Here is a 23,722-nt window from a genome sequence, read left to right on the forward strand (position 1 = left end):
TAGCGCAATGAGGATAGGTGAAGGGCCAACAGCGTAGGCCCACCATGGGCCATGAAAATAGTATATGATGACAAGACAGACTACGCCGCCGATTATCAGACCAATCTTCCGCCGCATCAGTTCCAACCGTTTTCAGGTAAAGGCAAGGGCAGTCCCCGGCCGCGGGTGGGGGTGTAGCCCCCGCCCGGGGGGGCGGTCGGGGGCTGCCCGGCGGTGCCGCCGGGCAAGAACGTTGCTACAGTGTTGATCATCGGCGCTGTTCATTCCAATCGAGATGAAACTCCAACCAGCTTTCCATTTTTGCATGTTTGAGCGCCAATTTAGGAAAAGGACGCAGCAGCAATCCTACAAGAGCGGAGTAGTTTTTGGGGTGCAAGCAATACCAGCCAACGAGACAGGCGAACAAAAGGCTGGCAACAGCCAGTAGATGAAAGTTCCCACTCTGAAAGAAAACAAAGGCAAACTGAAAACAGAGAGAAGCAATCAGTGCCCACTTTCGTGTTCTGACCCAGCGGGGTTGGAATCCGGGGGAGAGCTCATCGACGCTCTTGATGCGCAAAGGTCGTGGCCGTTCTTCAAGCCACATTGACCTCAACCACCATACGCATTGCTGTCGTGCTTCTCGACGATCTGAGCGAACCGCCTTGCAAACCGCTCGTCCGCCTTGGCCTTCTGCTCCAGCACGTCGCGGGCAAAGACCATCTGGTCTTCGTGCGCTTCCAGCATGTCGGCCATGCGGGCGTTGGTCGCCGCACCGATCCCGGCCATGGCCGTCTGCGCCTCTTGGTCCGTTTGCACGCCGATTTCGTTGATCCGGTGGGCGACGTCCTGTTGCTGGGCCGTCTTGAGCGATTTTGTCAGCGCATCATACAGCACCACGCGCTGCTTGGTGTCTGTTTGCAGCTTGTTGATCAGCACCATCTGGGTCGCAGCCTGGTTCTGCAGAGAGTCCACCCACGTCTTGCCCTTATCGATATAGCGCTCAAGCGTCTGGGACTTGGCCACCTTGACCTGCTCTTCCTGCACCATCTCGTTGTATTTCGAGTTCATGTCGGCCAGTTCCGTCTCAAGCGCGGTGCGCTTGGCGGCGTCGGTTTCGGACGCGATCTTGTTTTCCAGCGTGATGATCTGCGGATCCATCGCCTGAATGTCACCTTGCAGGGCCGAGAGTTCCTGCACCGTCAATTCGCGTTCGTCCAACGTTTCGGTCAGGTTCGCTTCGACCTTGGTCTTCTGCTCTTCCAGCATGGTCAGCTGGCCTTGTAGCAGTTGCACGATCACGTCGGATTTCGAGATCAGGTCTTGCAGCTTGTCGTCAATGGATGCGCTGCGCACCCGCTCTTGCCGCATGCTTTCCGACTTCGCCTTGGCAAAGATGCCGACGAAGCTTTCCCAGCCCGTTTTGGACCGCATCTCGTCAAAATCCTTGGAGAACGCCGCCGTGACATCGTCCAACCCCATGATCAGCTCGGCAATGTTGGCATTCATCACGTCCGTATGGGCGTGCACGTCTTCGAGCGTGGCATTTTCGATATCCATCGAAATGTCATCGCCCGATTTCATCTTGGCGCGCGCCATTTCGATCCGGCTGGTCAGCTCAGCGATCTTTTCCTGTGCCTCTGCCACCTGGGATTGAGATTCCTCAACCTGGCTCGCGAAATCCGCCATGAAATGTCCCTTCCACTCAATGCGTTGCGACAGATATAGTCAATGTAACACGCATTTACATCTGTCTGCGTCCATATTTGAGGGGATAGTTGCAAAAACACAGCGTCATGGAAAGGCGGGCTTGTATCGAATGCAGATTAGCGACGAAAGCCTGTGCTTTCGCCGCCCACATGTGAAGTGGTCCGCCCTGCTGAGCGGTGCAAGTGCGTGGCGGGACAGGGCCCGCCGCGCGTGTCAGCCAACGACGTTGCTGTCCGGTCCGTAGGGAAAGCCGGTGATGTTCTCGTTACCGTCCTCAGTGATCACGAGGATGTCGTGCTCGCGATAGCCGCCGGCGCCGGGCTGCCCGTTCGGAATGGTCAGCATCGGCTCCATCGAAATGACCATCCCCGGCTCGAGCACCGTGTCGATGTCTTCGCGCAGTTCCAGCCCTGCCTCACGGCCATAGTAGTGGGACAGCACACCGAAAGAGTGTCCGTAGCCAAAGCTGCGATATTGCAGCAGGTCGTGTTCGCGAAAATAGGCGTTCACGCCTTCAGTCACCTCGGCACAGGTCACGCCGGGTTTCAGCAGCGACATGCCCAGCTCGTGCGCCGCCACGTTGTGGTTCCAGATTTGCAGGCTGGCGTCATCCACTGTTTCAACAAACAGCGTCCGCTCTAAAGCCGTGTAGTAGCCCGAGATCATGGGGAAAGTGTTGAGCGACAGGATATCGCCCCGTTCCAGCACGCGGCCTGTGACCGGGTTGTGTGCGCCGTCTGTGTTGATGCCCGACTGGAACCACACCCATGTGTCGCGGTATTCGGCGTCGGGGAAACGCTTGGCGATCTCCATCTCCATCGCGTCGCGGCCTGCCATGGCCACGTCAATCTCGCGCACGCCTGCCTTGATGGCGTCACGGACAGCATAGCCACCCACGTCGGCCACCTGGGCGCCGTGGCGGATCAGGGCAATCTCGGCCTCGGACTTGTGCATGCGCTGAAGCATGGTTGTCTCGTACAGGTCGACGGTTGCGACGGGCTTGAGGAAATCCTCCATCTTGGCCTGTTGCAGCAGCGTCAGGTGATCGGATTCAATGCCGATCACGGCGCTCTCGCCTGTCACCTCGCGCACGGCGCGCCAGAAATTGTCGCGCTGCCAGTCGGTGTAGGTGATGTTGTCGCCATGGCTGCGCCGCCAGGGCTGGCCCGCGTCGATGCCCGCGCTGATGGTGACACATGCATCTTCGGTCACGACACAGGCGTAAGGACGGCCAAAGGCGCAATAGAGGAAGCCCGAGTAGTAGGCGACATTGTGCATCGAGGTGAAGACGGCGGCGCTGGCGCCTTGCGCCTCCATCCGTTCACGCAGCTCGGTCAGGCGCGCGTCATACTCGGCGGCGTCGAACGGCAATGCGTCCTTGGTGCCGTTGTGAAAGCGGTAGAAATCGGGGCGAGCGGTCATCCTTGACCCTCCTTTTCAGAAAGGTCCCGGCGTTCAGGACGGTTTGGGCTGGAAATGCGGGCGACGCCATCGCCCGCGGCCACGCCACATCTGGCGCGTCACGGTGTCGTCGTCAAGCGCTGGATCATGTCACTGTCCGGGTTCGCCAGTGCATCAATGACGTTGAAGTGGTGTTCGCCCTTGGTGACGACATGATCGGCGCCCCATGCCTTGGCCAACCAACGCGCCTGATCAAGGAAAACAGGCCGCTCGTCCGCCCCGACCCACACCGTGACGGGCGTGTCGGGTTTCGGCTGGCGCATGGGACTTTCGGCGCGCGCCATGGCCGCATCCATACCGAAATCTGCGTTCATCGACGTTTCCAGAAGTGGTTCGAGGTCGGACACGGGCGAGATGGGCATCACGTGGGTCAGCCGCGACAATACGGATGCAGGCAGCATCCCCGGAGCAAGCATACGCGCAACAAGATGTCCGCCCGCTGAGTGGCCTGCCAGGCTGATCGGCCCCATGCTGCCCTCGGCCACCGCCATCACGGCCTGTGCGATTTGCTGCGTGATCCCCGCGATCCGCACGGTCGGACACAGATCATAAGAGGGCATTGCCACGCACCAGCCGTGGGCCAGCGCCCCCGTCGCCAGATGCGACCAGTACGATCGGTCGAACTTGAGCCAATAGCCGCCATGCACAAAGATCAGCGTGCCCTTGGCCTCGCCCTCGGGCATGAAGTGATCAAGGGCCATCCGGTCGGAGGGACCATAGCTCAGGTTCAGGTGCGCGCGCGTGCCAAGACCATCCCGAAACGCTTGCGCCGCCTCTGCCCAGCGTGGTGGATAGTCAGCGGCCCCGTCGATATAAGCGCCGTTGGCATAGGCATCGTCCATGTCTGGCATCATGACCCTCCTGACTTTGGAACTGGACAAGCCTACCCCGTGTCGTTTGACATGCAACAGACCCGAAAAGGACGCACCATGCTTGATCAAATCACAGACCTCAAATCCATGCTAAAGGATCGCTCGCTGCTGGAAACCCGCGCCTATGTGAACGGCGCGTGGATCAGCGGGGACGCAGGCACGTTCGATGTGACCAACCCCGCCCGCGGCGATGTCGTGGCCGAAGTGGCTGACCTGAGCCGCGCGCAGGTGGCTGAGGCCATTGCCGGCGCAGATGCCGCGCAAAAGGACTGGGCGACGTGGACCGGCAAGGAGCGCGGCGCCGTGCTGCGCCGCTGGTTCGAGTTGATGATGGAGCATCAGGACGATCTGGGTACCATCCTAACCGCCGAGCAGGGCAAGCCGCTGGCCGAGGCCAAGGGCGAGATCGCTTATGGCGCTTCCTTCGTCGAATTCTTTGCCGAAGAAGCCAAGCGCATCTATGGCGAAACGATACCCGGCCACCAGCGCGACAAACGTATCACGGTATTGAAACAGCCCATTGGGGTGGCGGCGTCGATCACGCCGTGGAACTTTCCCAACGCCATGATCACCCGCAAGGCGGCCCCGGCGCTGGCGGCGGGTTGTGCCTTTGTCGCCCGTCCGGCGGAGCTGACTCCGCTGTCCGCCATCGCCATGGGTGTGCTGGCCGAGCGGGCCGGTATCCCGGCGGGCGTGTTCCAGGTGGTGACAACCTCGAACGCCTCTGAAACCGGCAAGGAGTTCTGCGAGAACCCTGCTGTGCGCAAGTTGACCTTCACCGGATCGACCCAAGTGGGTCGCATCCTGCTGCGGCAGGCCGCTGATCAGGTCATGAAATGTTCGATGGAGTTGGGCGGCAATGCCCCCTTTATCGTCTTTGACGATGCCAATCTGGACGCTGCCGTCGAAGGCGCGATGATCTGCAAGTTTCGCAATGCGGGCCAGACCTGTGTCTGTGCCAACCGGATTTACGTGCAGGCAGGGGTCTATGACGCCTTTGCCGCGAAGTTGAAAACTGCCGTAGAGGCGTTGAAAGTTGGTGACGGGCTTGAGGACGGTGTCACGACCGGGCCGCTGATCACGGACAAGGCAGTTGAGAAGGTTCAGGATCATCTGGCCGACGTGATCAACAACGGCGGCGCGATCCTGACCGGGGGCAAGGCCCATCCGCTGGGTGGTACGTTCCTGGAACCGACCGTGGTGACGGGGGTGACGCAGGATATGAAGGTCGCGCATGAAGAGACCTTTGGCCCCCTCGCGCCGCTCTTTAAATTCGAGGACGTGGACGATGTGATCGCGATGGCCAACGATACGATCTTTGGTCTGGCCGCCTATTTCTATGCCAACGATCTGAGCCGGGTCTACAAGGTGGCGGAAGAACTGGAATACGGGATGGTCGGGGTCAATACCGGCATCATCTCGACCGAGTTGGCACCCTTTGGTGGGGTCAAGCAATCGGGGCTTGGTCGCGAGGGGTCGCATCACGGGATCGAGGAATTTCTGGAGATGAAGTATATCTGCATGAGTGTTTGATGTCCCATGATGGGACAGAGCATGGCCTTTGAGATTTCAAGGGTTTACCGGGGCGCATTTACCAACGTTTAAGAATTGCGCCCTCACATGGTTGTGACCTCAGGCGGGTATGATTGCCCGAGGGTGGGCATCTGTTCTATTCATGTTTCACCCGAGTGCGAGGAATTTTTGATTCATGTTGACCAGACGCCATTTCGTAATGACAACCGCCGCCCTTTTTTCGGCACCCATTGCCGGGCCTGCATTGGCACGCCCTATTTCCGATCAATCAAAATGGTCCGCGTGGGACTCCCAAGTCACCCCGGCCAATTTCGACCTGACAACATCGAACCCCTGGGGTGTGCACCGCCGGTTCCTGCCGCAGCGCGTGCAGGCCAATGACGGGTTGAAACCTGGCGACATCCACGTCGATGCGGTCGCCCGGTATCTCTACCACATTCAGGCGGACGGCACGGCCATGCGCTATGGTGCGGCCATTGCGCGGGGCAACCTGTATGAGCCGGGCACCTACACGATCAAGCGCAAGACCAAGTGGCCGACATGGACCCCGACCAAGGCAATGATAGAACGCGATCCGGACTTGTTTGAAAAACATGCCGATGGGATGAATGGCGGTCCCACGAACCCGCTTGGGTCGCGCGCGCTGTATCTGTTTGTCGGCAATCGCGACACGTATCTGCGTATTCACGGCACGCCCTACCCCCGCTCGATCGGCGGGCGGGCCAGCTCGGGCTGTGTGCGCATGATCATGGCGCATATCAACCAGCTTTATCCAAGCGTCACACCCGGCGCGACGGCGTTCCTGTACCCGTCCGAAGACGGTACGACGGCGGCGAGCTAGGGTCTGCGTTTCAGGCACTTGCGTCGGTTCTTACGAAGGGGGCCGTCGCCAGGCTTGGGCACCCCAGTCGTGTTGGTAACGTCTGGAAACTTGGCAAGGAACCGCCCTTGCGGGACGTCGCATTGCCCCCATCACCGTGCTATTGCGTGAGCGTGATGGATTGGGACCGCTCCGCACATGCCTGGATTGAGGCACAAGGCACGCATGGTGACTTCAGCCGTCGGCGCGTTCTGGACGTGCCGATGCTGGACCGCGTACACGCCTTTGCACCGCGCGCGCTCCTTGATCTCGGCTGCGGCGAGGGACGGTTTTGCCGCCTTCTTGCCGACAAGGTCGAGACGTTGGTCGGGTTGGATCCTTCCAAGGCGCTGTTGTCCTGGGCACGCGAACTTGGCGGGGCGCAGTTCGTTCATGGCCGCGCTGAGGCGCTGCCGTTCGAGCGTGCCACGTTCGATATGGTCGTGTCTTACCTCAGTCTTCTCGACATCGAGGGCATCGAAGTCGCACTTGACGAGGTGAAGCGCGTCTTGCGCCCGGGTGGTCGCTTTCTATTTGCGAACCTGACAGGCTTCGCGACCGCCTCGGACATCAAAAGCGGCGGCTGGCGTGTCCAGCCTGATGGGGCGCGCAAGATCATCGTGCGCCGCTATCTGGAGCCCCATGCTGTCAAGGCGGAGTGGAAGGGCATCACGGTCACCAACTGGCACAGGCCCCTGTCATTTTACATGACGCACCTTCTGGAGCGTGGGATGACATTGACGCATTTTGATGAGCCAGCCGTGCCGGAGCCTGCCGACCTGAAGGAACAGGCTTACAACAATGCACCGTACCAACTGATCATGGAATGGCAGGCACCCGGCTAGATTCAGCGCCTGCTGGACAGACGCCCATATGATGCAGCGGGCTGATCAGGTGGCGGCGGGGGTCGCTTCTGCCTCAACCTGCGTGCAGATGGGGCGCCCGTCGCGGGTGCGCAGCGGCAGGAAGGTCGTCTCGACCGGGCCGACATGGCGATAGACAAGGCACCCATCCACCGGGTCGACCTTGACCGCGTTCAGGTCCTGTTTTGGATCGGCCAATGTCAGGATGCGCTCTGGCAGGGGCGAGATGAACGGCCCGCCTGCTGCGCCTGATTGCGTGGTCTCGTCACAGGCGGCCAGCATTATCATCGCCGCTGCAAGCATCACTCCGGTCCGTTTCATGTCCATCCCCCGTGACATTGGTCGCTGGTCTTTGCCAAGCGTCTGCCCCTGTTATCGTGGCATGTGTCCCCGCCTGCAACGGGCTGATCATCTGACGCTGACGTGAGTTGCGCGCCCGCAACGATTCCTGTGTGTTGGCGGGACCCAACACCCGGAGCGCAACCATGTCCCGTTTCCTTGTCGTCTTGTTTGCCCTTGTCCTGTTCCCGCTGCCCGCGTTGGCCTGCGGGGGGCGTGATGAGCCCTGTGCCCTGCCCAGCGGCAATTACCATATGGCCGTCCCCGAGGTGGCAGCGCCGCGGGGCATTGTCATGCATCTGCATGGCGGCGGAGGACGTGGGCGCGGATTGCTCAATTCCGGCCTCGCGCGCGAGGCGTTGGCCCGTGGGTATGTCTTTGTGGCGCCCGATGGCGATCAGCCGAACCGCCGGTTCAAGCAGGACTGGTCAGTGCGGGGCAAGAACCTGGACTATGACCGGCAGGATTTCGGCTTCCTGCCCGAGGTGATGGCCGACGTGCGCGCGCGGACCGGGCTGGAGGGGGGCACCGTGCTGCTGGCCGGTTTTTCGCGCGGCGGGTCGTTTGTTTGGGACATGGCCTGCCAGATGCCTGAATTTGCCGATGCTTATGCCCCGCTTGCGGGTGCATTCTGGGACGATCTGCCAACCGACTGTGCGGCCCCGGTGCGCCTGTTTCATACCCATGGCTGGAATGACCGGACTGTCCCGCTGGAAGGACGCTCTTTTGCCGATGGGGCGGTGGTGCAGGGCGATGTCTGGGCGTCGTTGAAAATTCTGCGCGAGACCAATGGTTGTGACGCGCGCCAGCCTGAACGCAACAGTTTCGAGGGTGATTTGTGGTTCCGCCACTGGACCGATTGCGCCGCTGGCGACATCCGCCTGATGCTGCACAAGGGTGGGCATGGCGCGCCGCAGGGTTGGGCCACGCGCGTCATGGACTGGTTCGAGGGCAAGGGGCTGGACGCCGAGGGGTGATCAGGGTCAGATGCGCCCATGCTGACCCGTTCCGATCTTGAGACTGCCGCCGCCTTTGTCCACGCCCGCATGGCCCAAACGCCGCAGCACCATTGGCCACTGTTGAGTGCCGCCACGGGGGCCGAAGTGTGGGTGAAGCACGAGAACCACACGCCCACCGGGGCCTTCAAGGTGCGGGGCGCGCTGACCTTTATGGATTGGTTGGTGCGCACGCACCCGGATGTGCCGGGCATCTGCACAGCGACGCGTGGCAATCATGGGCAAGGGCAGGCTTGGGCCGCGACGAATGCCGGGCTGACGGCCAAAGTCTATGTCCCGCGGGGTAATTCGGTCGAGAAGAACGCGGCGATGCGCGCCTTTGGCGCGGAGTTGATCGAGTTTGGCGACGATTTCGATACGGCACGTGTGGAAGCCTATCGCGTGGCCGAGGAAGAGGGGCTGTTCATCGTCCCGCCCTATCACCCCGAACTGGTGCGCGGTGTTGCAACCTATGCCTATGAGCTGTTCCGTGCGCGACCTGACCTCGATACCGTCTATGTCCCCATTGGCTGCGGATCGGGCATTTGCGGGACGATCATGGCGCGCGACGCGCTGGGGTTGTCGACCAAAGTGGTTGGCGTGGTGTCGGATCAGGCGCAGACCGCGAAATTGTCCGTAGATGCGGGGCGGTTGGTCGAGACGAATTCAGCCGCGACCTTTGCCGATGGCATGGCCGTGCGGGTGCCGGTGCAGGAGGCGTTCGACATCTATTCCAAGGGGGCCGAGCGGATCATTGCGGTCAGCGATGACGAGGTGGCCGACGCCATCCGTTTGTATTTTACCGCGACCCACAACGTGGCGGAGGGCGCAGGGGCGGCCCCATTGGCCGGGTTGATGCAGGAGCGTGCGCAGATGGCGGGCAAGGCCGTGGGCGTGATCCTGTGCGGCGGCAATATCGACACGGGCTGGTTCCGCACCGTGCTGGACGGCCATACGCCGCAGGTCTGATTTTACAAAACTGACACATCACTGTTACGTCGCCGTCAAGCAAACGCGCCACTTCGTGCGGGATTTGATCCCGATGGAGTGTCTGATGACCAAACCCCTTATGTGCATGACCTCGGCCCTGGCCCTGATTGCAGGTGCCGCTGCTGCCGACGGCCATGCCGAAAAGAATTTTAACCGCATCGCGTCTTTCCCGGTCGTGACCAACATGGCCGAGGGCGAGGATACATCGCGCGAAACGTCGCCCGAGATCATCGATGTGACAGCCGATGGCATGACGCTGGTTTACACCGACAGCCCGCTTGGAGCTTTGGGGCTGGTGGACATCACTGACCCGGCGGCCCCTGCCCCGCTGGGCAACATCGCTTTAAGTGGCGAGCCGACGAGCGTTGCCGTGATCGGATCGACCGCTTTTGTCGGCATCAACACCTCTGTATCCTTCACCGAACCGTCGGGCCAGTTGATGGCGCTGGCTGTCCCTGCGGGGACAGAGTTGGCATCCTGCGATCTGCCGGGTCAGCCCGACAGCGTGGCCAAAGCCCCCGACGGATCCTTTATCGCCGTGGCGATTGAGAACGAGCGGGACGAGGACCTGAACGACGGTGTGATCCCGCAGCTGCCCGGCGGTGGTGTGGTGCTGGTGAACATGGTTGATGGCACTCTGGATTGCGCGTCACTGCAATATGTGGACCTGGCTGGTTTGGCCGAAATAGCGCCCAGCGACCCCGAGCCGGAATATGTGTCGATCAACGCCTTGGGTGAGACGGTGGTGACCCTGCAAGAAAACAACCACATGGTTGTTGTTGCCCGCGACGGGTCGATTGTGAACCATTTCCCCGCTGGTGCCGTGGACCTTGAAGGCATCGACGCCACGGATGAACGTGGCGCGCTGATCTTTACCGAGAGTCAGATGGGCCGTCTGCGCGAACCCGATGCGGTGACGTGGATTGATGACGAGCATTTCGCCACCGCCAACGAGGGCGACTACCAGGGCGGGTCGCGGGGCTGGACGATCTTCCGCAAGGATGGACGGGTCGTGTACGAAAGCGGCGTGAGCTTTGAACATGCGCTTGTCCAGATCGGCCACTACCCGGACAAGCGGTCGGACGCCAAGGGCATTGAGCCGGAAAGCGTGACCTTTGCCGAATTTGACGGCACGCCGTTTGTGTTTGTCGGCTCCGAGCGCGGCTCAATCGTTGGGGTCTATGATGTGACCGACCCTGCGGCTCCGGTGCTGAAGCAGATGCTGCCTTCGGGTGTCGGGCCGGAGGGCTACGTCACGATCCCCGCGCGCAACCTGCTGGTGTCGGCCAATGAAAGCGACCTGATCGAGGATGGCGGCGCCCGGGCGCATGTCATGCTGTACGAATTTGCAGAAGGTCCGGCGGCCTATCCGCACCTGACCTCGGCCGGCATGGAGGAACTGACCGGTTGGGGTGCCTTGTCCGGCATGGTCGCGGATGAGGATGGCATGATCTATGCCGTGTCCGACAGCTTCTACGGCTTTCAGCCGCGCATCTTCAAAATCGACCCGTCCCAGTCCCCTGCCCGGATCGTCGAGGCCATCGACGTGACCCGCGCAGGCCGCCCAGCGCAGAAGTTGGACATGGAAGGCATCACGCTGGATGGCGATGCGTTCTGGATCGCGTCCGAAGGGCGCACGGACCGGGTCATTCCCCATGCGATCTACAAGGTCGAGGCGGATGGGAACATTGACGAAGAGATCGGCCTGCCGCCGGAGTTGATGGCGGTTGAGAAACGCTTTGGCTTTGAAGGGATCACCAAGGTGGGCAACACCCTGTGGATGGCCGTGCAGCGCGAATGGAAGGACGATCCGGCGCACCACGTGAAGCTGGTGGCCTACAACATCGAAACCGAGGAATGGGGTGCTGTTCACTATCCCAAGGCCGAGCCCGCCAAGGGTTGGGTCGGCTTGTCCGAGATCGTGGCCCATGGCGACTATGTCTATATCGTTGAGCGCGACAACCTGCATGGGATCGAGGCGGTCACGAAGAAGGTCTACCGCGTGCCGCTGGCCGACATGCAGCCTGCGCCCCTGGGTGGTGAGCTGCCCGTGGTCAGCAAGGAAGAAGTGCGCGATCTGATCCCCGACCTGACATCGACCGGCGGCTATGTGCTGGACAAGGTCGAAGGGCTGGCGATCACATCCGATGGCACTGCATGGATTTCGACCGATAATGACGGGGTCGATGACCATTCCGGCGAGACGATGTTCTTTTCCATCGGCCAGGTGAACTAACCCACACAGCATGATCTGGAAGGGCGTCAGGCATCCGCTTGACGCCCTTTTTCTTTGCGCATACACCCCGCGCCTTTCCGCATGGTCAGGGGGACGGTATGGCACACACGTTGGGCATTGATTTCGGCACCTCGAATTCGGCCGCGGGCTATGTCCGGGACGGCAAGCCGCATCTGGTGACCATGGCACCCGGGCAGATGACGCTGCCGACGACCGTGTTCTTTGACTATGACGCGCGCAAGATGCTGATGGGGCATCCGGCAAACGATGCGCTGCTTGATGGGATCGAGGGGCGGTTCATGCGGGCGCTGAAGCGCGTGCTGGGCACATCAATCATGCATGAAAAGCGGCAGCTGCTGAACGCGCGGATGACCTTTGTCGATATCATCGCGCGCTTTCTGCGCGAAGTGAAACGGCGGGCCGAGGCGGAGGCGGGACACCCCTTTGACCATGCGTTGTCCGGGCGGCCCGTGGTGTTTCATGGCACCAATGATCCGCGTGAGGCGCAGGCCGAGGCGGATTTGCGCGCCTGCTATCTGGCCGCGGGGTTCAAAGACGTTTCGTTTCTGCCTGAACCCGAAGCGGCAGCGATTGCGTCGGGCGCGCTGGACCATCCTGGTGCGACGGGCCTGATCGTGGATATTGGCGGTGGGACGTCCGACTTTTCGGTCTTTCGCACCGGCAATGATGGCGTGACGATCCTGGCCAATCACGGCGTGCGGATTGGCGGCACCGACTTTGACCGATCCATCAGTATCGACCGTGTCATGCCCCTGCTTGGGGCAGGCACCCTGATCCGCAATGCCATGGGGCCGGGGACCCTGCCCGCGCCCAAGGGCATCTTCAACGATCTGGCGACATGGGAGAAGATCCCGTTCCTTTACACCGCCAAGACGCGCCGCATGGTCAGCGACATGGTGCAGTTGTCGGAAGAACGGGACAAGATGGGGCGGCTGGGTACGGTGCTGGAGCATGAGTTGGGCCACGATGTCGCCTTTGCCGTGGAGCAGGGCAAGATTGATGCCAATTCCGGGCGCGACGATGCGGTGATTGCGCTGGCTCAGGTGGCAAGCGGCCTGACTGCCGCCCTGCCAGTGGACGCTTTGCGCGGCATCCTTGACCCGCATGCCGCCGCCTTGCGCCTTGGCGTGGCCGAGACGTTGGAGATGGCGGGCATAGAGGCAGGACAGATCGATCAGGTGATCTATGTCGGTGGGTCCAGCCTGATGTCGATGGTGACGGACACAATGCGCGGCAGCTTTCCTGACGCGCGGCATTCGTTTTCCGAGGTATTTACGGCCGTGGCGGATGGGTTGGCGTTGGCTGCCGATCGGCATGATGCGCCAGTGGTGACATGACGTTCACCCCCGTGCCCTGAGTGCGGCGCGGATGTACTTGGCGGCAGACCGGTAATGGCTGGGCCCCGCGGCTTCGGCCCAGCGCCCCGACCGCCAGTCATTCTGTGCCCCTTTCATGGGACCGCCATACAGCTCATCATTCGAGCGATCATTGATGAAGCCCGTCAGTTCGCCGTGCTTCTTTTTCAGCAAGGTAACGGCTTGTGGCCAGTCCAAGTGGGATTGCCGCTGCCTGAGGTCCGCGTTGTAGCGTTTGAGTTCACTCCACTTGTACCCTTCCGCCGGGAAATGAACGGTTTTTCCCGCCTGCCCATCCCAGTACCACCCCAGGAACAGGTCGATCCAATGGGCGCGGTGGGCGATGACGTCCTTGATCGAGGTGTCGTCGGCGTCCTTTTTTAGCGCGACATCGGGGGGGATGGTTTCGATCAGCTTTTCCAGCTTTCCGAAGTCCTTTTGCGTGATGTCGATGAGTTCCGTTTTGCTGTGTGCGGGCATGTCCAACTCCTTTCGACGCCATCGAAGCAGACTGCGCGGCGTGACGCTTTGCGATGGATCAGTTGAGCAGGCGTGTTTTTGGGGACGTTGCAGCCGGGCCGGTTGCTGCCAGTGCCGGGTGCCGTATCATGACCGCGTGGGTTAGAGGGGGCAAAGACATGGCCGGCACGATCACCGGAGGATGCCAATGCGGCGCGGTGCGCTTTGCGATTGACCGTTTGGGCATGGCGAGCATCTGCCATTGCCGCATGTGTCAAAAAGCCTTTGGCAACCTCTTTGCCACGCTCGTCCATGTCGAAGGCGTCACGTGGACGCGCGGGGAACGGGCCATCTTTCACAGCTCGGACACGAATTGGCGCGGGTTCTGCAAGGATTGCGGCACGCCGCTGACCTATGAGTTCGACAAACATATCGAGATTGCGGTGGGTGCGTTGGACAATCCGAATCTGGCCGCGCCGACGGTGCAGGTGAACGCGCAATTCCAGCGCAGGTGCTTTTCCGATCTGAGTACCCTGCCCGAAAAACCGCCCGCTCAGCAGGCCGAGGATGCGCAGTGGAATGCGTCCGTCGTGTCGCATCAGCACCCGGATTACGACACCTGATCACATGAAAAACCCCGAGGCGCGCAAGCACCCCGGGGCCGTCCGACAGGGAGGAGAAAGTCGGACGTTAGGCCTTAGTTCACGGCCTTGGCGTCAACCACGTCGGTTTCGATCGCCTTCTGGCTGGCAATCTCGATCCGGCGGGGTTTGAGGGCTTCGGGCACCTCTTTCACCAGGTCGATATGCAGCATGCCGTTTTCGTGGGAGGCACCCGTCACGACGACATGGTCGGCGAGATGGAACCGGCGTTCGAATGCGCGGGTGGCGATGCCGCGGTGGAGGTAGGTTGTGTCCTGTTCGTCAGCCTTGCGGGCCGAGACGATCAAGCTCTTTTCCTTGACCTCGACACCCAGGTCGGCATCCGAAAAGCCCGCAACGGCGATTGAGATGCGATAGGCATCTTCGTCGGTCTTTTCGATGTTGTAAGGGGGGTAGCTGTTGGCGTTGCTGTCCGTCGCAAGGACCCGGTCCATCAGGTCGGCAATCTGGTCAAAACCAACGGTTGCGCGGTAGAGCGGTGCAAAATCATATGTACGCATGTCATCCTCATTCAGAGCGATTAACGGCGGGCCCTCCATCCTTGGACAGACCCGCAGGGTTGCTATGGTCGGACCCCGTCAGGGCATCCGATACCATCAATGTGGTGAGGATTTTTGTGCGTTCAAGCCCCCTAGGGCCGGACGAACTTGGCACCCGTATTGCCCCGGTTGCCACCGCCAACGGTGATGCGACGCACCTTGGCAACCGGTGCTGCCACCTGCATCCGCATTTGGCGCTTCAGTTCTGTCACGCGATCCGGCAGAGCCATCCCGATGGCACGTTTCTGTCCTTGGATCCGCACCATGCCCGAAATGACCGACATGATCTGTCCGCGCCCGTTGCGATGGGTGAACACCGGCGCACCAGATGACCCGAAGGTCACATCGCAGTCGAACACCATCGCGTCACCCGCCCGGTCCAGCATCTGGCACTCCTTTTGCCGGGACTGTGCGTTTTCACGGCCCCTGCCATAGCTGACAACGCTGACGGGCCCCGGCGAGATGCGCCCGTCATGGACGTAGAACGGGGGCACTTCGAATGTCGAAATAGGCTCGGCCAGCTTGATCAGACCAACATCGTAGGTGGCGTTCTGTGCCGTCAGGGCGCCGACAGGTTCGAACCCCTCATGTGCGGCGGCATCCGCTGCGCGACGTGTCGCCACAGCCTTCCCATCACGAAACCCGGCGCTGAACCGGATACCATCGGTCGGCCACAGTTTGTCAGTACCCGGTTGATACAGACAATGCGCGGCAGTCAGTACAAGATCACGGGCAATCAGCGTTCCTGAACAAAAAGCGCGCCCGCCAAAATCAATGCGGCCGACAGCTTTCCAGCTTGCGGCGGCATAGTCGGTATCAAGCGTGCGCAGCTGCGTGGTCTGCGCCACGGCCATTGGCGCCCATAACAGGGCCAATATCAGCGTCAAACCCTTCATGGCTTGACGAATTTCGCCCCAGTCTCGCGGCGCATGCCGCCCAAGATACGTGGGCTGACATCATCGCGCTGCGCCACCAACTCGGCTTGCAAGAGTGCCAAAGGCGTGCCGAGCGACGTCCCAAGCGATACCGCTTCGCCCTCGACCTCGGCCTTGGCCGATACAACTGAAACGATCTGCGCGCGGCCTTCATCAATGACAAAAATCGGCGCGCCGGAACTGCCGAAATCGACAGAGCAGGATGTCACCAGCAGCCCATCCTGCTGCGCCAATACCCGGCACAGCTCTTGCAGGGACGGCGCTTCGGATCGCCCGGTGCCATAGCTGACCACGCCGACCTTTGCACCGCGCCGGGGCTGTGCCGCCGTTTCAAAGGGGATGATCTTGCCATCACGAATGGGGTGATCAAGCTCGAGCAGGGCCAGGTCATTGCGCACGGCTTTCGAGCCTACGTGCCCGACATAGGTGTAGTCCGGGTGCACAACAGCCCGGCGTACATTGCGGTAAGCGGACGCGCGCCCGTTGCGCCATCCGGCCAGAAATTCGACCCGCGTGTGATCGATACGCTCACCGTTGGTCTTGTCGAACAGGCAATGCCCGGCCGTCAGGACAAGGTTCGGCGCAATCAGAGCACCCGTGCAAAATCCGGTGCCGCCAATGTTGAGACGCCCGACTGCTTCCCAGCCGGCGGCATCCGCGCCCGACTCAAGTCGGCGCAGTTGCGCATCCTGTGCCAGAGCCGTCGATGCCAAAACCAAAGCCGCAAATGAAAGGGCCATCCATCGGCGCATACTCATAACTCTCCGATCCCAGGGGGGGTTCGAACGGTCTAGGTGAGAATGGCGGCAAAACTAAGGCAAAGATGCAATTTAGCGCAAAATTGGAACATCGTCCGGATGCCGATCCAAAGCAGGCGGGCGTGGCCCTCCGGATGCCCAATCCAGCAACTCGACTGTGTGCACAACGGGCACGCCCGCTGCCGACCCGATCTGCATCATGCAACCGATGTTCCCGGCAGCGATGATATCGGGGTTCTTGGCCTCCAACGTGCGCACTTTGCGTTCTTTCAATTGCTTGGAAATCTCGGGTTGCATCAGGTTGTATGTGCCCGCCGATCCGCAGCAGAGATGACTGTCTGCAGGCTCTACCACGTTGTAACCTGCGCGCCTCAACAGGTCTTTTGGAAAGGTCTTGATCTGTTGCCCATGCTGCAAGGAACAGGCCGCGTGATATGCGACGGTCATAGTCTGGGCCTCTCCTTCGGGGAGGTCCAGCTTCATCAGAACCTCGCTCACATCCATGGCGATGTCCGCAACCCGCGCCGCGTCCTTGGCCAGCGGGTCATTGCGGAACATGTGCCCATAATCCTTGACCGTGGTGCCGCAGCCAGACGTGTTGATGACAATGGCATCCAGGCCGTTGCCGTCCATCTCGGCCACCCAGGCGCGGATGTTCTTGGCCGCATTGGCATGGCTTTCGCCCGCCTTGCCCATGTGGTGGGTGAGCGCACCGCAACAGCCAGCCCCCTCGGCCACTACAACCTCGCATCCCAAGCGGGTGAGAAGGCGGATCGTAGCATCGTTAATATCGGTGTTCAGCGCCTTTTGCGCACACCCCGTCATCAGGGCCACACGCATCTTTTTCTCGGCCACCGGCGCAAAGCTTTGTGGATCATCGTTGCGGCTGACAGGCGGAATGTAATCCGGCGCCATTTCCAACATGGCGCGCAGACGGGCATCCGGCATCAGACGGGCGAAGGGGCGTCCGATCTTGGCCCCAAGCAGCGCCACACGGAACCGCATCGGGTATGGCAGGATACGCGCCAGCACCCAGCGCAGCGCGCGGTCGGTAAAGGGGCGCTTGTACCGGTTCTCGATATACTCGCGGGCATGGTCGACAAGGTGCATGTAGTGCACACCCGAGGGGCAGGTCGTCATGCAGGCGAGGCACGACAGGCAGCGGTCGATATGCTTGACGACCTTTTCGTCCGGGTCGCGGTCGTTTTCGAGCATGTCCTTGATCAGGTAGATGCGCCCGCGCGGGCTGTCCAGTTCATCCCCCAGCACCTGGTAGGTGGGACACGTGGCCGTGCAGAACCCGCAATGCACGCAATTGCGCAAGATCTCGTTCGACCGTTCGATTTGCGGATCGGTCAACTGTTCCGGGGTGAATGTCGTTTGCATGCTATCTCGCGATCATTTGGGCCGCGGCAAAGCCGAACCACGGGACGGTGGTGCCCATGGCACCTGCCACACGGACAAAGCGCCGCGCACGAAGAGATGGAAGCGCCTGGCGCACGGCGCGCGCGGCCAGGACCATGACCAGCACCCAAGCCAGCCATATGAACAGCACGCTCAGAAAGGTGCGGGTGACGTCGGTTGAAAAGGCCAGGCTGGCCTCGCTCCGCAACACGAAGCTGGCCAGCACGAGGACCGATGCGACCAGCGCCAGTGGCCAATGCTTTCCAACCACGCGATCCAGGGCAAAGAACAAGGCCGGACCGATCACAAAAGCCATGATAAACAGGAGGATAAGCATCACGCGGCCATCAGCCCCGGATTGAGGATACCCTTGGGATCGAACCGCTGCCGCAAGGACGCAGACAGGGCGGCGACACCGGGTGCTTCGGGTTGGAAGACCGGCACGGCTGTGCGCACGGCTTCCGGCCCTTTGATCATGGTTGCGTGACCACCCAGCCCGGCCACGGCCGCCTGCACCCCAGTATGGGCCGCAGCAATGTCGCCACCGGATAGGCCCGCCCAGATCAGACCGCCACCCCAATCCATCATGGCATCGCACCCGTCGGGCAAGGCACCGATCACCGCCGGGCCATCGCTTGGTTTGACCGAGATGCGCCAGACGGCCTCTGCCCCGTGCAGCGGAGCGGCATCGCGCACGATGCGCCAGTCCGCGTCCGTTTCCACAATGTCGCCAAACGAGGACAGAAGGGTCTTCAACTCCCCTGCCCGATAGGCAACCGAGCTTTCGAAGCCTTCCAGGCGCAACCAGACCTGACCGCCTGTCCACGCCGCGCCAGACACCTCGAAGGGCGATGCCAGCGCGCGGCTCATGGCGTCGACCGCACGGGCCGGATCCAAACCATTGATAACGAGTGTTGTCACCGCGTCGACCCCGGGCAGTACTTTAAGGCTCACTTCGGTCAACACACCCAGCGTCCCCCAGGACCCGCACATCAGTTTGACAAGATCGTAGCCGGTGACGTTCTTCATCACCCGCCCGCCGTTCTTGATGACCTGCCCCGCCCCGTCGACGAACCGCACCCCCAAGGCAAAATCACGTGCCGCACCCGCCATAATGCGACGCGGGCCGCTGGCGTTCGTTGCGATGACCCCACCAATCGTCGAGGCACCGGGCGTGCCCAACATCCCGGTCAGATCGTAGGGTTCAAAGGCGAGGCGCTGGTTCTCGGCCGCGAGTGTCTTCTCAATCTCGGCCACAGGCGTTCCTGCCTGCGCCACAAGGGTTAGCGCGCCCGGCTCATACAAGGTCACCTCAGACAGGCCCGATACGTCCAGAACCTCACCCACGACGGGACGACCCACTGACCGCGTTCCACCACCACGCACGGCCAACGGCCCTCGGGCTCCGGCAACGGCAGCGGTCACCTCATCTTCGGTCTTCATTTTGCTCATCTTCATCTTGCCCAATAAACTTCGGGGGTGAGGCCGTTAGGCCGAGGGGGCTGGCCCCCTTACTCGGCCGCAAACTTGGTCGCGCGGCGGGGTTCGGACACCGCCAATGGAAATACCTTGGCAGGGTTTAACAGCCACTTAGCATCGAACACGTCTTTGACCGCCATCTGCGCCTCGAGATCGGCAGGCGCATATTGACGGGTCATCAAATCACGCTTTTCGATCCCGACACCATGCTCGCCGGTGAGGCAGCCGCCCACTTCGACACACAGCTTCAGAACCTCGGCGCCGAACTCTTCGCACAGTTCCAGATCACCGGGTTTGTTCGCATCATAGCAAATCAGTGGATGCATATTACCATCACCCGCGTGGAACACGTTGCCCACCGGCAGATTGTATTTGTCGGACATCTCGCCAATGCGGCGCAGGACATAAGGCAGCTCGGACACGGGGATCGTGCCATCCAGACACATGTAATCGCTGATCCGCCCAATGGCTGAGAACGCCGCCTTGCGACCCGCCCAGATGCGCGCGCTTTCATCGGCAGAGGCGCTTTCACGCAAGGCAACCGGGTTGTGCCGCTTGGCAATATCCATGATCAGGGCCAGCTGCGCATCAATCTCTGCGTCTGACCCTTCGACCTCGACAATCAGGAGTGCACTGCACATCGGATAGTCAGCCTTAGCAAAGTCCTCGCACACCTCGATCAGCATCTTGTCCATGAACTCGATCGCAACTGGCAAGACACCTGCCTTGATGATGTCGGCCACGCAGGCCCCCGCAACCTCGGCACTGTCAAAGCCCATCAGAACGGGTCGCGCGCCTTCGGGCTTGTGCAGGATGCGCAGGGTCGCTTCGGTTACGACACCCAATTGCCCCTCCGACCCGCAGATCACGCCCAACAAGTCCAAGCCACCCGCATCCAGATGCCCGCCGCCAATCTCGACGACCGTGCCGTCCATCTGAACCAGTGTCACGCCCATCAGGTTGTTGGTGGTCACACCGTATTTAAGACAATGCGCCCCGCCCGAGTTCATCGCGATATTGCCTGCAATGGCACAGGCCAACTGGCTGGACGGGTCAGGGGCGTAGAAAAAGCCATCTGCTTCGACCGCACCGGTCACGCTCAGATTGGTTCGCCCCGTCTGCACCCGGATAATGCGGTTGTCATAGTCGGTTTCCAGAACGTCATTCATGCGTGCGACGCCAAGGATCACGCAATCTGCCGTGGGCAAGGCCCCTCCGGCCAAGGACGTCCCCGACCCGCGCGGCACCACTGGCACCCCTTCGTCATGGCAGATGCGCAGCACTTCCGACACCTCCGCCGTGGTTGATGGCAGCACGGCCACCATGGGCGGGCAGCGATAGGCGGTCAGAGCATCACACTCATAGGCGCGCGTCTCTGAAGGATCATCAATGACGGCATCGCCGGGCAACACATCCCGCAAACGCTCCACCACCCGCGCCTTGCGCGCCAGCACATCAGAATCAGGAACAGGCATTTCCATGGGGCGTCCTCCAGTTATTGGTAAAATAATATGACCAATTTGGCCGGGATGCAATCTGAATCACTGCGGTGTAAGACCGCACATATGACATGGCTTGACCGCATCGCCCTTTTTACACCGCTCGATTTCGGCGCCCTTGCCCTCTTATTGCTGGGCTGGTTGGTCATCGGATGGCGGATCGAACACCCCGCAACGAAGCACCCCTCGACCTCGCAGATCATGGCCGGGTTCCGACGCGAATGGATGCAGCAGATGATCACGCGCGAACCGCGAATCTTTGATGCCCAAGTCGTGGCCAGCCTGCGGCAGGGCACGGCCTTCTTTGCCTCGACCTCGGTCATCGCAATCGGCGGCACGCTGGCGCTGATCGGTAATGCGGAACGTCTGACGGGTATCGCGAACGAATTGGTCCTGATGGACAGCCCCGCCTTCGTGTGGGAGGCCAAGATGCTGACGGTGGCCCTGTTCCTGACCAACGCCTTCCTGAAATTCGTCTGGGCGAACCGGCTGTTCGGCTATGCCGCCGTGGTCATGGCGGCCGTGCCAAATGATGTATCAGATCCGGCATGCGCCCCGCGCGCCACGCAAGCGGCCGAGATCAACATCACCGCGGCACGGTCCTTCAACCGGGGACTGCGATCCGTCTATTTCGCACTCGCGTGTGTGGCCTGGTTGGCCGGACCCATGACATTGATCGTGGCAACCATCTTTACCCTCGCTGTCATCTGGCGCCGTGAATTCGCCTCGAACTCGCGCACAATTCTGTTGGGCACGGACACGTGACATGACAACGACACAACCGGGACATAGCCTAAGCCCATGAAACGATTGATCCCTCTGCTGCTGATCGCAGCCCCCGCCTTCGCCGAAGAACCGGTGATCGAGAATGTGGACGTGTCCAAAACCGGCACCGACACCTATCGCTTTTCGGTGACCATCCGCCATCCGGACACCGGGTGGGACCACTACGCGGATGGCTGGCGCGTGCTGGACATGGACGGGAAAGAACTGGGCATGCGCGTCCTGGCCCACCCACATGTCGATGAACAGCCCTTCACCCGCAGCCTTGGTGGCGTTGTGATCCCGGCAGGCACGACCGAAGTACAAGTGCAGGCCCGCGATCTGCCCGCAGGCTGGAATGAAGGCACAACAATCGTCACACTTCCAACAGACTAAGCCATTCTTCTGGCTGGAAATACCTCGGGGAGCTCGAGGGGCAGAGCCCCTCGTCAGCAAAAAAATGAATCGCGTCGCGCAGCGGCCATTGGATCACACCCGATGATAAGGCGATCCAGCCAGGATCGACGTGGCTCGATACAGCTGCTCGGTCAGCATCACGCGCACCAACATATGCGGCCAGACCATCGCCCCGAAAGACAGCAGATGATCCGCCTCCGCCCGCAGGCTTGGATCAATCCCATCCGCACCGCCGATGACAAAGGCCACGTCGCCGCGCCCATTATCCCGCCACCCGCTCAACCGCTTGGCAAAGGCAGGTGAGGTCTCGACCTTGCCCCGCTCATCCAGGCAACACAGCACCGCCCCTTTGGGCAGGGCACGACGCAGCAGATCAGCTTCCGCCGCCATGCCACCGCCCTTGCGGTCTTCAACTTCGGTGAGGGTCAGGGGGCCAAGGCCAAGGGCCCGGCCCGTGCGGTCAAAGCGGGTGACATAGTCAGACACCAAATCGCTCTCGGGACCGCCCCTAAGGCGGCCCACCGCACAGATATGCACACGCATAAGCTCAGCGCGCAGAATCAGTTGGTTGCAGCAGCGCCCGGCTGCCACATTTTCTCCAGCTGATAGAACTCGCGCACCTCGGGCCGGAACACATGGACAATCACATCGCCCGTGTCGATCAAAACCCAGTCGCCGGTATCCTTGCCCTCGACCCGGGTCGAGATGCCGAACTTGGCTTTCAGCCGTTCCACCAGCTTTTCCGAGATCGCCGCCACCTGGCGCGACGACCGGCCCGAGCAGATCACCATGTAGTCACCCATGGCGGTCTTGCCGCGCAGATCGATCTGCACAACATCTTCGGCTTTGTCGTCGTTGAGGGAAGACAGCACAGCCTCAAGGATACCATCGCTTGTGGCTTGCGTTTTGGGGGCGGCCATCACAGCCGCGGCTCCATCAGCGGTCTGAACCGCGTCAGCAGAGAATGACAGGACATTGTCCTCCTTTGTCAGCACGCCGTCCAAATCCCCGGCGCTGGGATACCTAGATCGTAACAACGCGCGCATGACATTTCAATGAAACGCGTTCACGCGCAGGGTTTCAGAGGGTCTTGTGCAACACTTTCCAGCGCTTCGTCGATGGGCGCGTCTTTTACCAGCGGCAGAAAGGGACCGTCCGCGGCAAGCCGTATGTAAATGGACAACTTGCCTGCTTCGGGCAACGCGACGCCAATCCGGCAGGGTTCAAAATCCACGCTGAGGCTGCCCGTGGTCCCGTCCGGGTCAGCGGCCTTCCATGCCGTGATCTCTGCCTGCAGCGCACGCAGATCCGCATGTGCCGCCGGGGCCACTTTCAATACATCCCCTGCCATCTCAACCGGGAAACTGCCGGACGTTTCAGCCCCGTCGCCGCGTTCGGCGCGCAGGTCCAGCGTGCCGGACCCCGGCAACAGGGCCACACCGTCGGGCAGGTCAACTTGCAACGCAATATCGGCCGGGTCGGCCGACAGCGGATTCAGCCCTTTCAGTTGCAGCAGCGTGCTGGGCACGATCGAGGTACAGGCACCAAGGCAAATGGATACGGCCAACAGAACATCTTTCACAAAATTTGTCCTT

Annotated in this window: 26 protein-coding genes; 10 read left to right on the forward strand and 16 right to left on the reverse strand. The window is 61.2% G+C overall.

What is annotated here, in order from left to right; translation table 11 throughout:
• Positions 1–247 precede the first annotated feature (247 nt).
• The 4 genes from AC53L6_RS01975 to AC53L6_RS01990 all read right to left on the reverse strand — a co-directional run bounded on the left by AC53L6_RS01975 (position 248) and on the right by AC53L6_RS01990 (position 4,001).
• Positions 248–586 carry a hypothetical protein gene (locus AC53L6_RS01975; RefSeq protein ID WP_496906607.1) on the reverse strand — a complete coding sequence of 113 codons (339 nt, stop codon included), beginning with the start codon at positions 584–586 and terminating at the stop codon, positions 248–250.
• Positions 587–591: 5 nt separating this feature from the next.
• On the reverse strand, positions 592–1,668 hold the full coding sequence (locus tag AC53L6_RS01980; protein WP_496906608.1) for a hypothetical protein: 1,077 nt from the start codon (positions 1,666–1,668) through the stop codon (positions 592–594).
• 234 nt (positions 1,669–1,902) lie between these two features.
• Positions 1,903–3,111, reverse strand: a complete 1,209-nt coding sequence (locus AC53L6_RS01985; protein WP_299600016.1) for an aminopeptidase P family protein — start codon at positions 3,109–3,111, stop codon at positions 1,903–1,905.
• Between the two features lie 98 nt (positions 3,112–3,209).
• A complete protein-coding gene (locus tag AC53L6_RS01990; protein WP_299744775.1) occupies positions 3,210–4,001 on the reverse strand; it encodes a hormone-sensitive lipase in 792 nt (263 codons plus the stop codon).
• A gap of 78 nt (positions 4,002–4,079) precedes the next feature.
• Between AC53L6_RS01990 and AC53L6_RS01995 the strand changes: the two genes are divergently transcribed.
• The 3 genes from AC53L6_RS01995 (at position 4,080) to AC53L6_RS02005 (ending at position 7,259) form a co-directional block, all read left to right on the forward strand.
• Complete coding sequence (locus AC53L6_RS01995; RefSeq protein WP_496906609.1) at positions 4,080–5,555, forward strand: NAD-dependent succinate-semialdehyde dehydrogenase; 1,476 nt, start codon at positions 4,080–4,082, stop codon at positions 5,553–5,555.
• A 175-nt stretch (positions 5,556–5,730) separates the two neighbouring features.
• Positions 5,731–6,396 carry a L,D-transpeptidase gene (locus tag AC53L6_RS02000; protein ID WP_299207859.1) on the forward strand — a complete coding sequence of 222 codons (666 nt, stop codon included), beginning with the start codon at positions 5,731–5,733 and terminating at the stop codon, positions 6,394–6,396.
• 155 nt (positions 6,397–6,551) lie between these two features.
• The gene (locus AC53L6_RS02005) at positions 6,552–7,259 is read left to right on the forward strand and encodes a class I SAM-dependent methyltransferase (protein ID WP_496906610.1); all 708 of its coding nucleotides are present in this window, start codon (positions 6,552–6,554) and stop codon (positions 7,257–7,259) included.
• A 45-nt stretch (positions 7,260–7,304) separates the two neighbouring features.
• Here the strand turns inward: AC53L6_RS02005 and AC53L6_RS02010 are convergent, their stop codons facing one another.
• A complete protein-coding gene (locus AC53L6_RS02010) occupies positions 7,305–7,598 on the reverse strand; it encodes a hypothetical protein (RefSeq protein ID WP_496906611.1) in 294 nt (97 codons plus the stop codon).
• Positions 7,599–7,762: 164 nt separating this feature from the next.
• On the opposite strand from AC53L6_RS02010, the gene AC53L6_RS02015 reads away from it, so the two are divergent.
• From AC53L6_RS02015 to AC53L6_RS02030, 4 genes are all read left to right on the forward strand, one after another.
• Positions 7,763–8,593: a CE1 family esterase gene (locus tag AC53L6_RS02015; protein ID WP_496906612.1), complete on the forward strand. Its 831-nt coding sequence runs from the start codon at positions 7,763–7,765 to the stop codon at positions 8,591–8,593.
• 18 nt (positions 8,594–8,611) lie between these two features.
• On the forward strand, positions 8,612–9,580 hold the full coding sequence (locus tag AC53L6_RS02020; protein WP_496906613.1) for a threonine dehydratase: 969 nt from the start codon (positions 8,612–8,614) through the stop codon (positions 9,578–9,580).
• Positions 9,581–9,665: 85 nt separating this feature from the next.
• Positions 9,666–11,837, forward strand: a complete 2,172-nt coding sequence (locus tag AC53L6_RS02025; RefSeq protein ID WP_496906614.1) for an esterase-like activity of phytase family protein — start codon at positions 9,666–9,668, stop codon at positions 11,835–11,837.
• 98 nt (positions 11,838–11,935) lie between these two features.
• A complete protein-coding gene (locus AC53L6_RS02030) occupies positions 11,936–13,195 on the forward strand; it encodes an Hsp70 family protein (RefSeq protein WP_496906615.1) in 1,260 nt (419 codons plus the stop codon).
• 3 nt (positions 13,196–13,198) lie between these two features.
• On the opposite strand, the gene AC53L6_RS02035 is transcribed toward AC53L6_RS02030, so the two are convergent.
• Positions 13,199–13,693 carry a ClbS/DfsB family four-helix bundle protein gene (locus AC53L6_RS02035; protein WP_496906616.1) on the reverse strand — a complete coding sequence of 165 codons (495 nt, stop codon included), beginning with the start codon at positions 13,691–13,693 and terminating at the stop codon, positions 13,199–13,201.
• Between the two features lie 158 nt (positions 13,694–13,851).
• On the opposite strand from AC53L6_RS02035, the gene AC53L6_RS02040 reads away from it, so the two are divergent.
• Positions 13,852–14,295, forward strand: coding sequence for a GFA family protein (locus AC53L6_RS02040; protein WP_496906617.1), 444 nt, complete (start codon positions 13,852–13,854; stop codon positions 14,293–14,295).
• Between the two features lie 74 nt (positions 14,296–14,369).
• Here the strand turns inward: AC53L6_RS02040 and AC53L6_RS02045 are convergent, their stop codons facing one another.
• The 7 genes from AC53L6_RS02045 to AC53L6_RS02075 form a co-directional block, all read right to left on the reverse strand.
• A complete protein-coding gene (locus AC53L6_RS02045; RefSeq protein WP_299207874.1) occupies positions 14,370–14,834 on the reverse strand; it encodes an Hsp20 family protein in 465 nt (154 codons plus the stop codon).
• A gap of 131 nt (positions 14,835–14,965) precedes the next feature.
• Positions 14,966–15,769 (reverse strand): trypsin-like serine peptidase, encoded by an 804-nt coding sequence (locus tag AC53L6_RS02050; protein ID WP_496906618.1) that lies wholly within the window; start codon positions 15,767–15,769, stop codon positions 14,966–14,968.
• A complete protein-coding gene (locus AC53L6_RS02055) occupies positions 15,766–16,548 on the reverse strand; it encodes a trypsin-like serine peptidase (protein WP_299207878.1) in 783 nt (260 codons plus the stop codon). The genes AC53L6_RS02050 and AC53L6_RS02055 overlap by 4 nt, the downstream gene beginning before the upstream one ends.
• Before the next feature lie 90 nt (positions 16,549–16,638).
• Positions 16,639–17,952 (reverse strand): glycolate oxidase subunit GlcF, encoded by a 1,314-nt coding sequence (gene glcF / locus AC53L6_RS02060; RefSeq protein ID WP_496906619.1) that lies wholly within the window; start codon positions 17,950–17,952, stop codon positions 16,639–16,641.
• Between the two features lies 1 nt (position 17,953).
• Entirely contained in the window at positions 17,954–18,286 is a 333-nt protein-coding gene (locus AC53L6_RS02065; RefSeq protein WP_299207882.1) for a hypothetical protein, read from the reverse strand.
• Between the two features lie 20 nt (positions 18,287–18,306).
• Positions 18,307–19,422: a glycolate oxidase subunit GlcE gene (glcE, locus tag AC53L6_RS02070; RefSeq protein WP_496906620.1), complete on the reverse strand. Its 1,116-nt coding sequence runs from the start codon at positions 19,420–19,422 to the stop codon at positions 18,307–18,309.
• A 59-nt stretch (positions 19,423–19,481) separates the two neighbouring features.
• Complete coding sequence (locus AC53L6_RS02075) at positions 19,482–20,930, reverse strand: FAD-linked oxidase C-terminal domain-containing protein (RefSeq protein ID WP_496906621.1); 1,449 nt, start codon at positions 20,928–20,930, stop codon at positions 19,482–19,484.
• A gap of 84 nt (positions 20,931–21,014) precedes the next feature.
• Here AC53L6_RS02075 and AC53L6_RS02080 point away from each other — a divergent pair, with 84 nt between their 5' ends.
• Positions 21,015–21,713 carry a DUF599 domain-containing protein gene (locus tag AC53L6_RS02080; protein WP_299207888.1) on the forward strand — a complete coding sequence of 233 codons (699 nt, stop codon included), beginning with the start codon at positions 21,015–21,017 and terminating at the stop codon, positions 21,711–21,713.
• A 36-nt stretch (positions 21,714–21,749) separates the two neighbouring features.
• Positions 21,750–22,106, forward strand: coding sequence for a hypothetical protein (locus AC53L6_RS02085; protein ID WP_496906622.1), 357 nt, complete (start codon positions 21,750–21,752; stop codon positions 22,104–22,106).
• 93 nt (positions 22,107–22,199) lie between these two features.
• Here AC53L6_RS02085 and rlmH read toward each other — a convergent pair whose 3' ends face one another.
• The 3 genes from rlmH to AC53L6_RS02100 form a co-directional block, all read right to left on the reverse strand.
• The gene (gene rlmH / locus AC53L6_RS02090; protein ID WP_496906623.1) at positions 22,200–22,670 is read right to left on the reverse strand and encodes a 23S rRNA (pseudouridine(1915)-N(3))-methyltransferase RlmH; all 471 of its coding nucleotides are present in this window, start codon (positions 22,668–22,670) and stop codon (positions 22,200–22,202) included.
• Between the two features lie 17 nt (positions 22,671–22,687).
• Positions 22,688–23,047 (reverse strand): ribosome silencing factor, encoded by a 360-nt coding sequence (gene rsfS / locus AC53L6_RS02095; protein WP_189370028.1) that lies wholly within the window; start codon positions 23,045–23,047, stop codon positions 22,688–22,690.
• Positions 23,048–23,193: 146 nt separating this feature from the next.
• Positions 23,194–23,709, reverse strand: a complete 516-nt coding sequence (locus AC53L6_RS02100) for a hypothetical protein (RefSeq protein WP_496906624.1) — start codon at positions 23,707–23,709, stop codon at positions 23,194–23,196.
• Between the last annotated feature and the right edge of the window lie 13 nt (positions 23,710–23,722).

Source organism: Tateyamaria sp. LSS28 (assembly GCF_059611725.1).

Bases quoted from the DNA above. Each gene is read 5' to 3' on its own strand.
- AC53L6_RS01975 (WP_496906607.1), bottom strand. From the start codon at position 586: ATGTGGCTTGAAGAACGGCCACGACCTTTGCGCATCAAGAGCGTCGAT.
- AC53L6_RS01980 (WP_496906608.1), bottom strand. From the start codon at position 1,668: ATGGCGGATTTCGCGAGCCAGGTTGAGGAATCTCAATCCCAGGTGGCA.
- AC53L6_RS01985 (WP_299600016.1), bottom strand. From the start codon at position 3,111: ATGACCGCTCGCCCCGATTTCTACCGCTTTCACAACGGCACCAAGGAC.
- AC53L6_RS01990 (WP_299744775.1), bottom strand. From the start codon at position 4,001: ATGCCAGACATGGACGATGCCTATGCCAACGGCGCTTATATCGACGGG.
- AC53L6_RS01995 (WP_496906609.1), top strand. From the start codon at position 4,080: ATGCTTGATCAAATCACAGACCTCAAATCCATGCTAAAGGATCGCTCG.
- AC53L6_RS02000 (WP_299207859.1), top strand. From the start codon at position 5,731: ATGTTGACCAGACGCCATTTCGTAATGACAACCGCCGCCCTTTTTTCG.
- AC53L6_RS02005 (WP_496906610.1), top strand. From the start codon at position 6,552: ATGGATTGGGACCGCTCCGCACATGCCTGGATTGAGGCACAAGGCACG.
- AC53L6_RS02010 (WP_496906611.1), bottom strand. From the start codon at position 7,598: ATGAAACGGACCGGAGTGATGCTTGCAGCGGCGATGATAATGCTGGCC.
- AC53L6_RS02015 (WP_496906612.1), top strand. From the start codon at position 7,763: ATGTCCCGTTTCCTTGTCGTCTTGTTTGCCCTTGTCCTGTTCCCGCTG.
- AC53L6_RS02020 (WP_496906613.1), top strand. From the start codon at position 8,612: ATGCTGACCCGTTCCGATCTTGAGACTGCCGCCGCCTTTGTCCACGCC.
- AC53L6_RS02025 (WP_496906614.1), top strand. From the start codon at position 9,666: ATGACCAAACCCCTTATGTGCATGACCTCGGCCCTGGCCCTGATTGCA.
- AC53L6_RS02030 (WP_496906615.1), top strand. From the start codon at position 11,936: ATGGCACACACGTTGGGCATTGATTTCGGCACCTCGAATTCGGCCGCG.
- AC53L6_RS02035 (WP_496906616.1), bottom strand. From the start codon at position 13,693: ATGCCCGCACACAGCAAAACGGAACTCATCGACATCACGCAAAAGGAC.
- AC53L6_RS02040 (WP_496906617.1), top strand. From the start codon at position 13,852: ATGGCCGGCACGATCACCGGAGGATGCCAATGCGGCGCGGTGCGCTTT.
- AC53L6_RS02045 (WP_299207874.1), bottom strand. From the start codon at position 14,834: ATGCGTACATATGATTTTGCACCGCTCTACCGCGCAACCGTTGGTTTT.
- AC53L6_RS02050 (WP_496906618.1), bottom strand. From the start codon at position 15,769: ATGAAGGGTTTGACGCTGATATTGGCCCTGTTATGGGCGCCAATGGCC.
- AC53L6_RS02055 (WP_299207878.1), bottom strand. From the start codon at position 16,548: ATGGCCCTTTCATTTGCGGCTTTGGTTTTGGCATCGACGGCTCTGGCA.
- glcF (WP_496906619.1), bottom strand. From the start codon at position 17,952: ATGCAAACGACATTCACCCCGGAACAGTTGACCGATCCGCAAATCGAA.
- AC53L6_RS02065 (WP_299207882.1), bottom strand. From the start codon at position 18,286: ATGGCTTTTGTGATCGGTCCGGCCTTGTTCTTTGCCCTGGATCGCGTG.
- glcE (WP_496906620.1), bottom strand. From the start codon at position 19,422: ATGAGCAAAATGAAGACCGAAGATGAGGTGACCGCTGCCGTTGCCGGA.
- AC53L6_RS02075 (WP_496906621.1), bottom strand. From the start codon at position 20,930: ATGGAAATGCCTGTTCCTGATTCTGATGTGCTGGCGCGCAAGGCGCGG.
- AC53L6_RS02080 (WP_299207888.1), top strand. From the start codon at position 21,015: ATGACATGGCTTGACCGCATCGCCCTTTTTACACCGCTCGATTTCGGC.
- AC53L6_RS02085 (WP_496906622.1), top strand. From the start codon at position 21,750: ATGAAACGATTGATCCCTCTGCTGCTGATCGCAGCCCCCGCCTTCGCC.
- rlmH (WP_496906623.1), bottom strand. From the start codon at position 22,670: ATGCGTGTGCATATCTGTGCGGTGGGCCGCCTTAGGGGCGGTCCCGAG.
- rsfS (WP_189370028.1), bottom strand. From the start codon at position 23,047: ATGGCCGCCCCCAAAACGCAAGCCACAAGCGATGGTATCCTTGAGGCT.